Raw genomic sequence first — 14,270 nt, forward strand, 5'->3', positions numbered from 1 at the left:
TGACGCAGATCGCCAGGTCAATACTCGACGCCCGACAGGCCCTTCTGGAGCAGTTCAACCTTCTCCATCGAAAGGTTCTAGCTATGGCAAAGGCCGACCAGCGAANGTGTCGACTGATGACCATACCCGGCGTCGGCCCNNTAACCTCGCTGACTTTTGTATCTGCTATCGACCAAGCCGAGCGGTTCTCCTNGTCACGCGACATTGGTCCACACTTCGGACTGACCCCGCGAAAGTATCAGTCAGGAGAAACAGACTACACCGGCCGCATCTCAAAGACGGGGGATGCCAGCGTACGCACAGCTCTTTACGAGGCGGCGAACACAATCATGATCCGGCCCAGCAAAGCCATACGCCTGAAAGCGTGGGCGACAGCGATTGCCACGCGCTCGGGCCTAAAAAAGGCCAAGGTCGCCTTGGCCAGGAAGCTCGGCGTCATCATGCATGCCATGCTCCGCAATGGGCAGGACTTTGCGGCTACCCAAACAGAAAGGGCTGCCATGGCCTGACATATTACACCCTCAGGCCGCTCTACCATCCTCGGCCTGAGCCAGGTCCCTTCGCCGGGACGCGAGGATCGGTCAGACCGCACGTCCGCTCGCAGCCGAATAGGACTGCGACCTAAAGATTGGTCGGCCGAGCCTTTTTCCTACACCATCAAGCAGCGCTCTCAGAGATGACTGCGGACAGAAGCACGAAGCCGGCGATCGGAAATGGCTCAAAAGGGATTGACTTTAAGTGGCCCGTTACAGAAGCGGACGTTTGAAAACCAGGGCCATGCGATCGGTCTTGCCGCGGACCTGCGGATCAAACACGATCTTTGTATGGTCATCGGCCGGATTGGCAAGAGCCTTGCTATCCTCAACCAGTTCAAAACCCGCCGCCTTGAAATCGGCCAGAACACTCGCCTTTTCAATGCGGTGCAGGCTGTTTGTGGCGGTGGTTCCTGCGCCGGCCACGGTGGCGTGGTCGGTCACGATAACAAGGCCGCCCGGCTTGAGCGCCGCCAACAAGGCCTTGTCGAGCATCAGGGCATCGTGGCCCTTTTCATTGTAGGTGTCGTGGTAGACTGTGCCGATAAAGATGACATCGTAAGGCACAGCGGGCGTCGGGATCTTGCCGAAATCGGCGGTCAGCAAATGCACATTGGGACGCGCGGCGGCCATGGCATCACGCGCCGGCCCCATCTTGTAGCCATCGACCCAGCCCTGAGGGTTCTGCGAATCAACCTGACCGGAGCACACCGCCGATGATAGCAGCATCGAGGCGTAGCCCTGGCCGGCGCCCATATCGAGGACATGATCGCCCGGTTTGACGTGAGACAGTACAAAGCGTGTTTCACTCAGGCGGTGAGCGTCGTTATCGCGCTGATTGGCGGGACGGTCGGTCTTGGCCAGCACGGCCTCGACACGGGTGTCGAGCGTGGCGCCGGGCGCACATTCAGGCGCGGTTTCGGCCATGGCGGCGCCGGATAAGGCGCCGAAGGACAGCGCCAGGGCGAGACAGAGGATACGCTGCGATACCATGGTATTTCTCCCGAAATTGATTATTGGCCAAAGAAAAAAGGCGCTCAGAAAGAACGCCTTTTTCACATATCTCACAAGTAAATTCTCAGTAACCTAGAGACCGGGAAGCTTGAACTTGCGATCCGGCTTTTGCGTGATGATGATCGGCTGCGTGCCGACCAGAGCCTTGACGCGCTCGGCTTCGGAAGTGGCATCTACCGGCGTCGACTGGTTGCCCAGGCTGGCATTGGTGGAGGCGGCCGTGGTGTCGTCCTTCTTTTTCCAGAACATCACCTTGTCGGCGAAAGAAGGCTCCTTGTAAGCCAGATCGCCGAATTGATCGTCAACCACGTAGCGGGCCAGCGGGTCGGCCTTATCGGCGCCCATGCGGGCCACAAGGGCGGCTTCACCGGCGCTGCGGTTGGTGGCGTCGCGCTGGCCGAGCAGGGCCTGACGGGCGGCGCTATCGGGTTGCAGTTCCTGCGGACGGGGCTCACCGGGTGCGGGCGGACGCAGGGCGTAATCGGGCGGCACGACCAGCGGCGCCTTGGTGACCACGCGGAATTCGTCGGGCACAACCTTATTCAGGCCGAGCGCGTTCTTGGTGGACGAGCAGCCCGACAAGGCTACACCCGCCAAAATCATCAAACCCGCCGCGATCTTAACCGACTTCATCATTTGCTCCAAATTCCCCATCCGACATTTTAACCATGCGGGACCGTGAAGTGATACTTGTTTTCTACATACCTGCCAAGCGCTTTACGCCTGACCGGCATCTTTGTCCTTGGTTGTCATGTCCGCGCGGATGAAATACCACACGAGCAGGGCCACCCCGATGCAGATGGCGCTATCGGCGACATTAAAGACCCACGGGAAGATATGCGTCCCGGAAAAGTCAAGAAAATCTACCACATAGCCCAGCCGCGCCCGATCGATGCCGTTACCCAGAGCGCCACCCATGATCAGACCGAGGCTCAAAGCGGCCAACGGGTTTTTCTGGTTACGCAAGAAATCGACAATGACCGCGGCCATGCCGAACTGAAACAGCACCAAAAGCCACCGGCCAGGGCCTTCCAAAGTCAGAAGTCCGAAGCTGATGCCTTTGTTATGAACCATGGTGAAGGAAAAGAACGGCAAAATATTGACGTGCTGTATCTCCTCCAGGCGCAGGCCGAATAAAATCCAAAGCTTGCTGGCCTGATCGAGCACCAGCACGACCAGCGCCAGAAGGATGCCTTGCAGGCCAAGCGGGCTGTAAAGCGGCGTGAAATGGGTGCGCAGTTTCTGCATCAGGTTATCCGGCATGGGTTTGGTCCCACAGGGCCACAGCCTCGGCATCGCGCAGGGACAGATCGGGGTAACGCGAATCCGTGCCAACCTCCGGCAGGATGCGCCACGATCTCTGGCACTTTTGCCCTTCGGCGAGCGCGAATTCGACCGCGATCATCGGCAGGCCTTCGAGCGTAAAGGCGTGGGCCGGCGGCGAATCGGTGGTAACACTCGCCTGTGACGTGCGGAACACTTCGGCGGCGTCAATGTCTTCGAAGGCCTCAAAGGCGGCGCCATCGGCGAGATAGACCCTCGGCGCGGCTTCGAGCGCCGAGCCGATCACCTTGTCACGGCGCTTGTCTTCGAGGGCTGCGGTGACGACCGAAAGAACCGTCTCGATCTTGGCCCAGCGGTCGCCTTCGGCGACATTGTGCCAGACGTCCGGCGCGGCTTCGAGCACGCGGAACAGATTGGCCTTGTCGTTCGGGCTACGTGAAGACCAGGCTTCTTCCATGGTGAAGGTCATAATCGGCGCCAGCCACAGGGTGATGCGCTCGAACAGGATGTTCATGGCGGTGCGGCAGGCGCGGCGTTTCAGCGACGAGGGCGCGTCGCAATAGAGGCTGTCCTTGCGGATATCGAAATAGAGCGCGGAAAGCGTCTGGATGCAGAAATCGGCGACCGGGCGAACCACGGCGGCGAAATCATAGACCTCGTAGGCAGCGCGCACCTTGGCATCGAGCGAATAAACCTCATTGAGGATATAGCGCTCCAGTGACGGCAGGTCAGCGTAATCGACCGCTTCGGCCTCGCTGTAGCCGTTGAGTGCCCCCAGCAGGTAGCGCACGGTGTTGCGCAGCTTGCGATAGGCGTCAACCGTGGTCTGGATGATCTGTTTGCCGATGCGCAGGTCTTCGGAATAGTCGGCGAAGGCGACCCACAGACGCAGGATTTCGACACCGGATTCCTTGGCGATATCCTGCGGGGCCACGACATTGCCCTTGGACTTCGACATCTTCTCACCCTGTTCGTCGAGAACGAAACCGTGGGTCAGGACGGCGTTATAAGGCGCGCGGCCGCGCGTGCCGCAGGATTCCAGCAAGCTTGACTGGAACCAGCCGCGGTGCTGGTCGGAGCCTTCGAGATAGAGATCGGCGGGCCAGTGGCTATCCGCACGGCCTTCGATGGTGAAGGCGTGGGTGCAGCCGGAATCGAACCAGACGTCGAGGATGTCGGTGACCTTCTCGTAATCATCCGGGTTATAGCCGTTGCCGAGGAAATCGGCATCGGGTCGGGTGAACCACGCATCGGCACCGCCATCAGCGATCATCTTGATGATGCGCTCGTTGACGGCTTCGTCCTTCAGCGGTTCGCCGGTCTTCTTGTCGACAAACATGGCCAGGGGGGTGCCCCAGTTGCGCTGGCGGCTGATCAGCCAGTCCGGGCGCGTCTCGACCATGCCGCCGATACGGTTGCGGCCCTGATCGGGATAGAAGGCGGTGGCGGCGATGGCGGCCATCGCCTTATCTCTCAGAGATTCATCGCCATCCATGCGGATAAACCACTGTGGCGTGTTGCGGAAGATGACCGGAGCTTTCGAGCGCCACGAGTGCGGATAGGAGTGCTCGACCCGGCCGCGCGCCAGCAGATTGCCGGTCTCGATCAGCTTCGTCATGACCGCGCCATTGGCCTCGCCAAACTTGCCGGCCTTCTTGCCTTCGGTTTCCAGCACCTTCATGCCGGCAAAGAGCGGCACGTGCGAATAGTAGGCGCCGTCGGGATCGACCGTATCGGGGATCGAATCGAGCGAGCGGCCCGATTTCAGCCAGACAAGGTAGTCGTCGGCGCCATGGCCCGGTGCGGTATGGACAAAGCCGGTGCCGGCATCGTCGGTGACGTGATCGCCGGCCAGCATCGGCACGTCGAAGCCGTAGCCCGAATCCAGCGTGGCCAGCGGGTGTGACAGCTTGAGGCCGCCCAAAACGTCCGGCGGCACATCGATGACCTGTTTCCAGGCAGTGGCGTTGGCGGCCTGCAGCACGCCTTCGGCCAGCTTTTCGGCCAGCACCAGCTTGTCACCAGCCTTGACCCACGGCGCGAACCCCAGCTCTTCCTCGGACTTCACGGCCGTCACTTCATAGACGAAGTAGGCGACCTTGGGATTGAAGCTGACGGCGCGGTTGGCGGGGATCGTCCATGGCGTCGTCGTCCAGATAACGACCGAGGCATCTTTCAGATTATCGAAGGCTTCGGTGGCTTCCGCCCAGTCGCCGGTCTGGATCGGGAACCTGACCCAGATGGTCGGGCTGACATGCGGATGGTATTCGATCTCGGCGTCGGCCAGCGCTGTGCGCTCAACCGGCGACCACATCACCGGCTTGGAACCGCGATAGAGCTGACCCGACATCAGGAACTTGTGGAACTCAGACGTCACCTTGGCTTCGGTGGTGAAATCCATCGTGGCGTAACGGTTCTGCCATTCGCCAAGCACGCCCAGTCGCTTGAATTCGTCGCGCTGGCTCTCGATCCATTTTGCGGCGTATTCGCGGCAGGCCTTGCGGAACTCGGCGGCGGGCACCTCGTCCTTCTTGCGGCCCTTGGCCCTGAATTCCTCTTCGATCTTCCATTCGATCGGCAGGCCGTGGCAATCCCAGCCCGGTACGTAGTCGACGTCATGGCCGGTCAGGAACTTCGAGCGCACGACAAAATCCTTGAGGATCTTGTTGAGGGCATGGCCTATGTGGATATTGCCGTTGGCGTAGGGCGGGCCGTCGTGCAGCACGAACAGGGGGCTACCCGCGGCCTGACGGGCCTTGCGAACGCCATGATATAGATCGGCCTCATCCCACTTTTTCAGCATTTCGGGCTCGGCCTTGGGCAGGCCGGCACGCATGGGAAATTCGGTTTCGGGCAGGAAGACGGTTTCGCGGTAATCGCGGGCCGCAGGGGCATTTTCGAATTCGGGCATGACTCTCAGGTCTTATAAAAAGATGTCGGTAATGGGGCAGGCACGTTTATTCCCAGCACAGGCGATCCTGCGCTGGGCCTCAAATTCGTATGATTTGCAAGCCTGACATCAACATGGTTCTGGCTTTAACAGAGCGTCCCAAACTTGCCTAGAGCCTTATGCCAAAAAGTGGATGCCACTTTTGGGAAAAACATAAGGCGTCACAAAGATTTACAGCCTTGAACCGATTTAACCTCATCGTTCAAGGCTGTAACGCAAAAATAGGATAAAGTGGCTTTTTGCAAACACAAAGCCGCATTGACTTTGCCGGTGGCTCCGAACTAGCCTGCGCTCATAAAACAGCCAAGGAAGCGCCCCATGAAAGCCATACCCGTTCTCAGTCTCGCCCTGCTGGCCCTGACCGCCGGCGCCTGTCAGGCGCAAACACTCGCGGAATCGGGCGCCACGCCCTTCACCGTCACCGAGGTGGCGCGCTTCGATCAGCCCTGGGCGATGGTCTTTCTGCCCGGTGGCGACGCGCTCATCACTGAAAAGGCTGGCAAGCTGAAATGGCTGTCCGGCAAGACCATCAGGGACGTGGCCGGTGCGCCCAAGGTGCTCGAGGAAGGCCAGGGCGGTTTCGGCGATGTGGCTCTGGCGCCGGATTTCGCGCAATCGGGCATGATCTATCTGAGCTGGGTCGAAAAAGGCGAAGGCAGCCTCAGCGGCGCCGTGGTCGGTCGCGGCAAACTGACGCTCGATGCGGCCAAGCCGCGCCTTGAAGGACTTGAGGTCATCTGGCGGCAGACCAAGGTGGAAGGCGACGGGCACTTCTCGCACCGCCTGCTGTTCTCGCCAGATGGCAAATATCTCTATGTCACCTCAGGAGAACGGCAGAAAAAGACGCCCGCGCAGGATCTGACCGTCAATCTCGGCAAGGTGCTGCGCCTTTTGCCCGATGGCAAACCGGCACCGGGCAATCCCTTCGCCGGCAAGGGCGGGCAGTCGGCGGAAATCTGGAGCTATGGTCACCGCAATCTGTATGGGCTCGGTTTCGACAAGGACGGCCGTTTGTGGGAAAACGAGATGGGACCGCAGGGCGGCGACGAGGTCAATCTGATCGTGGCCGGCAAGAACTATGGCTGGCCGATCGTTTCCAACGGCAGCGACTATGACGACACCGATATTCCGGATCATTCGACGCGGCCGGAATTCGAGGCGCCGAAGGTGTGGTGGAACCCGTCGATCTCGCCGTCTTCCATGCTGATCTATACAGGCAAAAAATTCCCGAAATGGCAGGGCGACATGTTCATCACGGCGCTTTCGGGGCAGGCCCTGATCCGCGTCCATCTCGATGGCGACAAGGCCACCAAGGGCGATCAGTGGCCGATGGAGCGCCTGCGCGAAGTCGAGCAGGGGCCTGACGGTGATATCTATCTGCTGGAGGATGGTGACGGGCGGTTGCTCAAGCTTTCGCCGAAAGCCTGATCCTGCTGGCAGATTTTGGCATCAGGCCGGTTATTCTGCTCAAAACAGGAGACCGGAATTGAGCAAGATCGATCTGAAAACGGAATATAAGTCGCTGTATAGCGCCACGTCGAAGGACTTTGCGCTGATCGAGGTGCCGTCGCTGCACTATCTGATGTTCGATGGCGCGGGCGATCCCAACACCGCGCCGGCATATGCCCAGGCCATCGAGGCGCTGTATTCCTTGTCCTACACGCTCAAATTCATGAGCAAGCGCGCCTTTGACCGCGATTATGTCGTCGGGCCGCTGGAAGGGCTGTGGTGGGCCAGGGACATGAAAACCTTCGTCACGCGCGACAAATCGAAATGGTCGTGGACCATGATGATTCTGCAGCCGGACTGGATCGAGAAGAGCCACCTGTGCGCCGCGCTCAGCGAGGTGGTGATGAAAAAAGGCTTGCCGGGGCTGGAAAAGGTGCGGCTGGAACGGCTGGATGAAGGCCTGAGCGCGCAGATTCTGCACGTAGGGCCTTACGATGATGAAGGGCCGGTTTTACAGCGGCTGCATGAAGAGTGGCTGCCGGCACAGGGTCTGATCGAAACCGGCAAGCATCACGAAATCTATCTCAGCGATCCACGCAAGACGGCGCCGGAAAAGTTGAAAACCATCCTGCGTCAGCCGGTAAAAAAACGTTAGAGCACTGGACTTGCCCGGAAAGGGACGGCATTTTGCCCGCCGTAGCGGCGGAGTGTTATGCGTATCAAGTGGATCAGTGGCGTGGTGGTGATGACTCTGGCGGTAGCGCTGGTCAGCCGACTAGGGAGTAACGCCGATGCGGCCATTCGTTCCCATTGCACCGCTATTGGCCTGGAACTGCGGGTTCGTGCCGCTAAGAAGGCCAAAGACATGGCGGCCTTGCGCAAACGGGGCGCCGATCCCGTTGTGATGACGCAGTGGGACGTCTATATCAGCCATGTTGACGCCATGGGGCGCACACTGATCGATAATTTCAGCGAGCCTGAACCGCCACGTCCGCGCGATACGGCCGCCATGCGACGTCTCGATCTCGACAGCCTGACCCATGCGGGCGAAAGCTGTACCGGTTAAGCTTGGAAATAGGCCCGCGCCTTGGCCGCATCGCCCTGGATGGCGATCTTCATCTCATCGAACGAATCGAACTTGGCTTCCGGACGAATGAAATCGAGTAGGCGGGTCTCGACCACCTGGCCATAAACCTCTTCGCTGAAATCGAACAGATAGGTTTCGAGCAGTTCGATATCGCCGCCGACCGTCGGGCGGACGCCGATATTGCTGACGCCATTGATCACGCGGCCATCGGGCAGGGCGGTCTGGGTGACATAGATGCCGTAACGCGGGCGCAGATAATCACCCAGCGTCAGGTTGAGGGTGGGAAAATCGATCGTGCGGCCCTGCTTGGCGCCATGGATGACCTCGCCGAGATAGGCCTGCGGGCGGCCGAGAATCTCCGTCGCCAGGGGCGCATCACCGGACAGCAGCGCATCGCGCACAGCGGAAGACGACAGCTTGTGGCCTTCGGCATCGGTCTGACATGGCAGGATGTCGGTGGTGAAGCCAAGCTGATCACCAAACGCCACGAGATCCTTGGCATGGCCGCCGCCGCGCTTGCCGAACTGGAAGTCGAAACCGGCCGAGACGTGGCTTAGTTTGAGATAGTCACGCAGAATCAGGCGGGCGAAGTCTTCGGCAGAGAGCGATGACAGATGGGCATCGAAGGTCAGCACAAACGCATAGTCGACCCCCAAGGCCTCGAAAGCACGCAGTTGTTGCGAAAGCTGCATCAGGCGGAAGGCCTTGCCGTCCTTGTGGAAGAAGCTTTGCGGATGCGGATCGAAACAGATGACCGCCGAGGGCATGCCCTTGGCTTTTGCAGCGCGGATAGCCGATTCGATCACATGCTGATGGCCTATATGCACCCCGTCGAAACTGCCGATTGCGGCGCTGGCGCCAACGGGCAGAGGCGTATCGGCCTCAAGACTTTGGTCTGCTGCCACGCCAAGCGTGATGACCTTGATGGAGCGAGGCAGGAGAACGGTCACAGACTTATGCAGGTCTCTTAGGGGCGATAACCACAGCGGTTCCGCTCAACATGGTCTTGTTGCGCACTTTGACAAGGGTCGAGAGCGTGACATGGCCGGATTTTAGGTCGATGGCCTTGATGGTCAGTTCTACTGTCGCTTCATCGCCGGGTCTGACGGCGCGCTTGAAATCGAGCGTCTGCGAGACATAGATCGCTCCTCGGCCTGGCAGGTCGGAGGCCAGGGTGGCCGAGATATAGGCGCCGAGTAACATGCCGTGGGCGATGCGGCCCTTGAAGGGCGAGGCGCTGGCAAAGGCCTCATCGACATGGACGGGGTTATGGTCGGTCGAGACATCGGCGAAGGCGCGGATGGCGGCGTCATCCACCATAAAGACCCGGGCGGCGGTCTGGTCGATCGACAGTTCGTCAAGATAGAAGGCGTTGGTCATGATGTGAGGTCTAATGGATGGGACGAAGGCTGCCAAGGGCAAATCCCGGGACCTATTGATTTTGCTTCAACCGCGGCCGGGCGGGATAAACAGGCAAGCGCCAAACGATAGAATCGTCCCGCTTCGGCACAAATAATAGAGATTTCAGCGCTATTTTCACCATAAATGATGGTTAATATAGGATAAATGATTGAATTTATTGAATAAAAAATGAAATCGCTCTTAACCTGATTTTATCGTCTGCAAGCTATTCTGGACCGGTCTTGAAACAAGAGCCTGCGTATTGCAAGGTTCGCTTAGAAAAAGTGGGGCGTTACATGGCCATCGATATGTCCATGCCGGTCTTGGTAGTTGATGACTATAAGACCATGCTGAGGATTATTTCCAATCTGCTTAAGCAGTTGGGATTTGAAAACGTCGAAGAAGCTTCGGATGGTACCGAGGCGCTCGATAAAATGAAAAAGAGTTCTTATGGACTGGTCATCTCCGACTGGAACATGGAACCAATGACCGGCTATGAGCTGTTGTTGAAGGTTCGCGCAGATGATGTTCTGAAGCGCACGCCCTTCATCATGGTCACCGCCGAAAGCAAGACGGAAAACGTCATTGCGGCCAAGAAAGCTGGTGTTAACAATTACATTGTTAAGCCTTTCAACGCCGCGACTCTCAAGCAAAAGATCACCGCCGTTCTCGGCGACTTCTAAGCCTGTCCATTCGTATTAAGTAGGATTATCATGGCCCTGCCAGCATCAAAAACGCCAGAGTCTCAAGGTGATGACAGCCACGGTGCCGGCGGGTTCGAAGCCGCCATGGCCGGCGAGCTTGAGCCCAAGCTCATCAATCTGATGCAGCAATCCGAGGCGCTCGTCGCCCTGATGCGCGGCTTCTTCCAGCAGCTCGATAAGCGCCGCTCGGACGAATTCAGCATCATCGCCGGCTATATCGCCAAGGCAAAGGAAGAAATCCGCGACATGCGTCCGCATGATATTTCGCAGGAACGTATTCCGACCGCCGGCGCGGAACTTGAAGCCATTACCCGCGATACCGAAAACGCCACCCACAATATCATGAACTGCGCCGAGGCGATGTTGGGCTTTTCCGTCAAGGACTTTGGCGACGATCCGAAGGCTTACAAGGCCGCGGTCGATGATGAGGTCATGAAGATTTTTGAGGCCTGCTCGTTCCAGGACATCACTGGCCAGCGCGTGTCGAAGGTCGTCAATGTTTTGAAGCAGATCGAAGAGCGCGTTGGTCGTTTGGCCAACACTCTGGGAATCGAAGACGGTTCGCCCCGTGAAATGACGGCTGAAGAGAAGCGGGCCCACGATCTGTTGCTCAACGGTCCCGCCATTGGTGGTCCGGAAACCAAGCAGGACGCCATCGACGCCATGTTTGATGAGGCGCCGGCCTTTGAAGCCCCGATCAAGGCCGATGCCCTGGCCGACAAGGCACCTGCTCCGGCTCCGGCTCCGGCACCTGTTGCCAAGGCGCCTGAACCCGCTCCGGCGCCTAAGCCAGCCCCGGCGCCCGCACCGGTCGCTAAAGCGCCTGAACCCGCACCGGCTCCCAAGCCGGCTCCAGCCCCGGCCCCTGCGCCCCAGGAAGCCGCCGGCAACTCGCAGGACGATATCGACTCGATGTTCGATATCCCCGAAGAGGATATGGGTAAGACAAATTCGCAGGACGATATCGACGCCCTGTTCGATTAAGCATAAGCAGCAAAGACATTTCGAGCCTCATCAAGAAGGCAGAATGCTAAAGATTGCGATGGTGAAGAAGCGCGGTGGCCAGTGTGGTCGCCGCGTTTTTTCGTTCCACGTGCCAAGCTTTTTTGCTTAAGTTGTCCTTATGACAGAGACATATATCGTGCGGCCGATAAGGCCGGAAGATTATCAAAACTGGCGGCCGCTATGGGACGCCTACAACGCCTTCTATGGCCGCAAGGATGGCACCGCCTTGCCGGAAAGCGTGACCGACATGACATGGGCGCGTTTCTTCGATGCGGCCGAGCCGGTTCATGCTCTGGTCTGCCTGAGCGGTTCTGAAATGGTCGGGCTGGCGCATTACCTGTTTCATCGCTCGACCTCTGCGATCGAGCCAAGCTGTTACCTGCAAGACCTGTTTACGGTGCCGGCATGGCGCGGACAGGGCATAGCCCGCCGGCTGATCTCAGCCGTCAGCGAGGCGGCTCAGGCGGCCGGTACGGCGCGCCTCTACTGGCACACCCATATGAACAACCGCACGGCGCAGAAGCTATATGACAAGGTCGCCGAGCGTTCTGGCTTTATTGTCTATCGCAAGACGTCGTGACTATTTCCAGCGCAGGGCGTCAGCCACGTATTTGGCATTGGCCATCTGGGTATCGAGAACGGCCTTGAGCAACAGCGGATCCAGCACGCCCTGGGCATTGGTGGCCTCAAGCGCATGGATGCCCGCGGCTATAAAGATGAGGTCGAGGCCCTGACCATTCGCGCCCAGAACATCTGTCGGCAGGCCATCGCCGATGGCGACAATGCGCGTCTTGTCGTGCGACTTGCCGGTGATTTTTTCCAGGGACTGATAGCAAAGCTCATAGATGGGCGCATAGGGCTTGCCGGCCATAATCACCGGGCCGCCAAGAGAGGCGTAAAGATCAGCCAGCGAGCCCGCGCACATGATGATCTTGTCACCGCGCTGCACCACCTTGTCCGGATTGGCGCAGATCATCACGATCTTGCGCTGGGCGGCGAGGGTGAAGGCATGCTGATACTGGTCGAGCGTATCGTTTTCGTCGTCGAACGGCCCGGTGCAGGAGATAAAGGTCGCCGTTTGGGGCGTGCCTGACAGGTCGATATCTATGCCTTCGTAGATGACGCTGTCACGCTCGGGACCAACCTTCCAGGCAGAGCCTTGCGGTGCGAATTTCTTGAGATATTCGCGGGTGGCGTCGCCGGAGGAAATGACGTCGGAGAAGGCATCATCCATGATGCCGAGGCTGGCCAATTGTTCGATAAGGCTTTCGCGGGGACGTGGCGAATTGGAGATCAGGATGACCGGGCCGCGCTCGGCCTTGAACTTGCGCAGGGCTTCATAGGCGGGCGGGAAGTGCTGACGACCATTGTGAAGGACGCCCCAGATATCGCAGAAGATGGCGTCGTAATGTTCGGCAATGTCAAAAAGACCGTTCAGCAGTTCAGGATGGCTCATCAGACTCACATAGGTTACGCGGCGGTTCGGCCTTCCTTATCGGCTGCGTGTGACGAGGGAAAGGCAGAAAGTCAGTGTGAGCGCATTAAAGCCTATCAGGCTCGGCGGCGGCCTTGCTGCGGCATGGTCGATTTGACGAAGCCTGCAGGTGGGTCGGTTTCTGCCAGAACCTGTTCCTTGATGGCGCGCGGTTCGCCGAACAGATGACCCTGCGCATACCCGATCTCGATGTCGAGAATATCGACGACCTGACGCTCGTTCTCGACCTTTTCAGCGATAACCTCAATGCCATAGCGCGCCAGCAGGCCGGCATAGTCACCGGCGTGGATGTCCTTGAGGAACTTGAGCGTGGGCTTGCCTTCGACGTCCAGCAGTTGTTCGAGCAGCAGATTAGCGCCAACCTTGACGTAGCGCACGTCAGAACGGTGCAGATCCTGCAGGTCGAAATCGATGGTCGTCACCTTGTCGATCGAGAAGCGGAAGCCGAGATCGGCCAGCTTGGCCATGTTGCGCGCCTCAACCGAAGCGCGGGTGGCAAAGGCGTCCTGACCCAGTTCAAAAATCAGCGAACCGGCGAGATCACGGTTTTCATTGAGGAATTCCAGGAACTGCGGGAAGAAGGTCTCGTCACGCAGGCTCGTCAGGGATATATTGCAGAAGATGCCGATGCGGCGGTCCTGCTTGGCCAGGCGGCGCACGATCTGCACGCAGCGGAACAGCAAAAGGTTGTCAATGCTCGGCACCAGACCTTCGGCGTCGGCCACGGTCAGGTATTCGGCGGGCATCAAGACACGGCCGGTGACATCGCGCAGGCGCGAAAACGATTCATAGAAGATGGTCTTGCGCTGGGGCAGCGAGACGACCGGCTGGAGATAGAGATCGACCCGGTTTTGCGTCAGGGCTTCGCGGATGGTCTCGATCAGCGCCAGGGCCTGCGCTTCTTTGTGGTTCATTGCGGGCGAGCCGCGCAGCGGCACCACAACGGGGCCGGATTTCCACTCGTTCATGCGGTCTTCGATGCTTTCACCGAGCTTCATGACCAGATCTTCCAGCATCTTCACTTCCGAGGTCAGTTCCTCGGACCGTGAGGTGCGCTGGTTCTGCACGCGATCGGCCAGTTCGATCATGTCTTTTTGCGTGGAATCGATGGCATCGACCATCAGGCGGTGGGCGTCACGCACATTCTCGACATCGCGGATGATGCGGCGTTCAGCCATCTGCTGCGAGGCATAGGCGTGAAAAGCAAGGCAGCAGCCCAGCGTGCCGGCGAGGGCCGCAATCGCCGTGCCGCCATCCGAACCACCACGGAAGATCATCGCGGCGACGCTCGCGCTGATCAGAATGTAGGTCACGACAAGGATGGCCGGAACAAATTTGCCCATTGGAG

The 14,270-nt window shown here is 59.0% G+C and carries 15 protein-coding genes; 7 read left to right on the forward strand and 8 right to left on the reverse strand.

Annotation, left to right across the window (positions count from 1 at the left end):
- Positions 1–116: 116 nt before the first annotated feature.
- Entirely contained in the window at positions 117–509 is a 393-nt protein-coding gene (locus B060_RS25085; protein ID WP_157405622.1) for a transposase, read from the forward strand.
- 237 nt (positions 510–746) lie between these two features.
- Here B060_RS25085 and B060_RS0117775 read toward each other — a convergent pair whose 3' ends face one another.
- The 4 genes from B060_RS0117775 to ileS form a co-directional block, all read right to left on the reverse strand.
- Positions 747–1,526 carry a methyltransferase gene (locus tag B060_RS0117775; RefSeq protein ID WP_244874639.1) on the reverse strand — a complete coding sequence of 260 codons (780 nt, stop codon included), beginning with the start codon at positions 1,524–1,526 and terminating at the stop codon, positions 747–749.
- A gap of 93 nt (positions 1,527–1,619) precedes the next feature.
- Positions 1,620–2,180: a DUF3035 domain-containing protein gene (locus tag B060_RS0117780; RefSeq protein WP_026172945.1), complete on the reverse strand. Its 561-nt coding sequence runs from the start codon at positions 2,178–2,180 to the stop codon at positions 1,620–1,622.
- Positions 2,181–2,264: 84 nt separating this feature from the next.
- On the reverse strand, positions 2,265–2,810 hold the full coding sequence (lspA, locus tag B060_RS0117785; protein WP_018083155.1) for a signal peptidase II: 546 nt from the start codon (positions 2,808–2,810) through the stop codon (positions 2,265–2,267).
- Positions 2,800–5,742 (reverse strand): isoleucine--tRNA ligase, encoded by a 2,943-nt coding sequence (ileS, locus tag B060_RS0117790; protein ID WP_018083156.1) that lies wholly within the window; start codon positions 5,740–5,742, stop codon positions 2,800–2,802. Before ileS ends, lspA begins: the two co-directional genes overlap by 11 nt.
- Positions 5,743–6,099: 357 nt before the next feature.
- Between ileS and B060_RS0117795 the strand changes: the two genes are divergently transcribed.
- From B060_RS0117795 to B060_RS0117805, 3 genes are read left to right on the forward strand one after another with little or no spacing between them, the layout of a single operon-like run.
- Positions 6,100–7,209: a PQQ-dependent sugar dehydrogenase gene (locus B060_RS0117795; RefSeq protein WP_018083157.1), complete on the forward strand. Its 1,110-nt coding sequence runs from the start codon at positions 6,100–6,102 to the stop codon at positions 7,207–7,209.
- A gap of 58 nt (positions 7,210–7,267) precedes the next feature.
- Positions 7,268–7,885, forward strand: a complete 618-nt coding sequence (locus B060_RS0117800) for a GyrI-like domain-containing protein (RefSeq protein WP_018083158.1) — start codon at positions 7,268–7,270, stop codon at positions 7,883–7,885.
- Positions 7,886–7,942: 57 nt separating this feature from the next.
- A complete protein-coding gene (locus tag B060_RS0117805; protein WP_018083159.1) occupies positions 7,943–8,296 on the forward strand; it encodes a hypothetical protein in 354 nt (117 codons plus the stop codon).
- On the opposite strand, the gene ribF is transcribed toward B060_RS0117805, so the two are convergent.
- Positions 8,293–9,267, reverse strand: a complete 975-nt coding sequence (gene ribF, locus B060_RS0117810; RefSeq protein ID WP_018083160.1) for a riboflavin biosynthesis protein RibF — start codon at positions 9,265–9,267, stop codon at positions 8,293–8,295. The two genes, B060_RS0117805 and ribF, sit on opposite strands and share 4 nt — an antisense overlap.
- 4 nt (positions 9,268–9,271) lie before the next feature.
- On the reverse strand, positions 9,272–9,697 hold the full coding sequence (locus B060_RS0117815; protein ID WP_018083161.1) for a MaoC family dehydratase: 426 nt from the start codon (positions 9,695–9,697) through the stop codon (positions 9,272–9,274).
- Positions 9,698–10,014: 317 nt separating this feature from the next.
- Between B060_RS0117815 and B060_RS0117820 the strand changes: the two genes are divergently transcribed.
- From B060_RS0117820 to B060_RS0117830, 3 genes are all read left to right on the forward strand, one after another.
- Positions 10,015–10,401: a response regulator gene (locus B060_RS0117820; RefSeq protein WP_018083162.1), complete on the forward strand. Its 387-nt coding sequence runs from the start codon at positions 10,015–10,017 to the stop codon at positions 10,399–10,401.
- A gap of 30 nt (positions 10,402–10,431) precedes the next feature.
- Complete coding sequence (locus tag B060_RS0117825; RefSeq protein WP_018083163.1) at positions 10,432–11,406, forward strand: protein phosphatase CheZ; 975 nt, start codon at positions 10,432–10,434, stop codon at positions 11,404–11,406.
- A 139-nt stretch (positions 11,407–11,545) separates the two neighbouring features.
- Complete coding sequence (locus B060_RS0117830) at positions 11,546–12,007, forward strand: GNAT family N-acetyltransferase (RefSeq protein WP_018083164.1); 462 nt, start codon at positions 11,546–11,548, stop codon at positions 12,005–12,007.
- On the opposite strand, the gene B060_RS0117835 is transcribed toward B060_RS0117830, so the two are convergent.
- Positions 12,008–12,883, reverse strand: coding sequence for a TIGR01459 family HAD-type hydrolase (locus B060_RS0117835; protein WP_018083165.1), 876 nt, complete (start codon positions 12,881–12,883; stop codon positions 12,008–12,010).
- Between the two features lie 95 nt (positions 12,884–12,978).
- Positions 12,979–14,265, reverse strand: a complete 1,287-nt coding sequence (gene tipF, locus B060_RS0117840; protein ID WP_018083166.1) for a flagella assembly cyclic-di-GMP phosphodiesterase TipF — start codon at positions 14,263–14,265, stop codon at positions 12,979–12,981.
- Between the last annotated feature and the right edge of the window lie 5 nt (positions 14,266–14,270).

This window comes from Asticcacaulis benevestitus DSM 16100 = ATCC BAA-896, assembly GCF_000376105.1.
GTDB classification, from domain to species: Bacteria; Pseudomonadota; Alphaproteobacteria; order Caulobacterales; family Caulobacteraceae; genus Asticcacaulis; species Asticcacaulis benevestitus.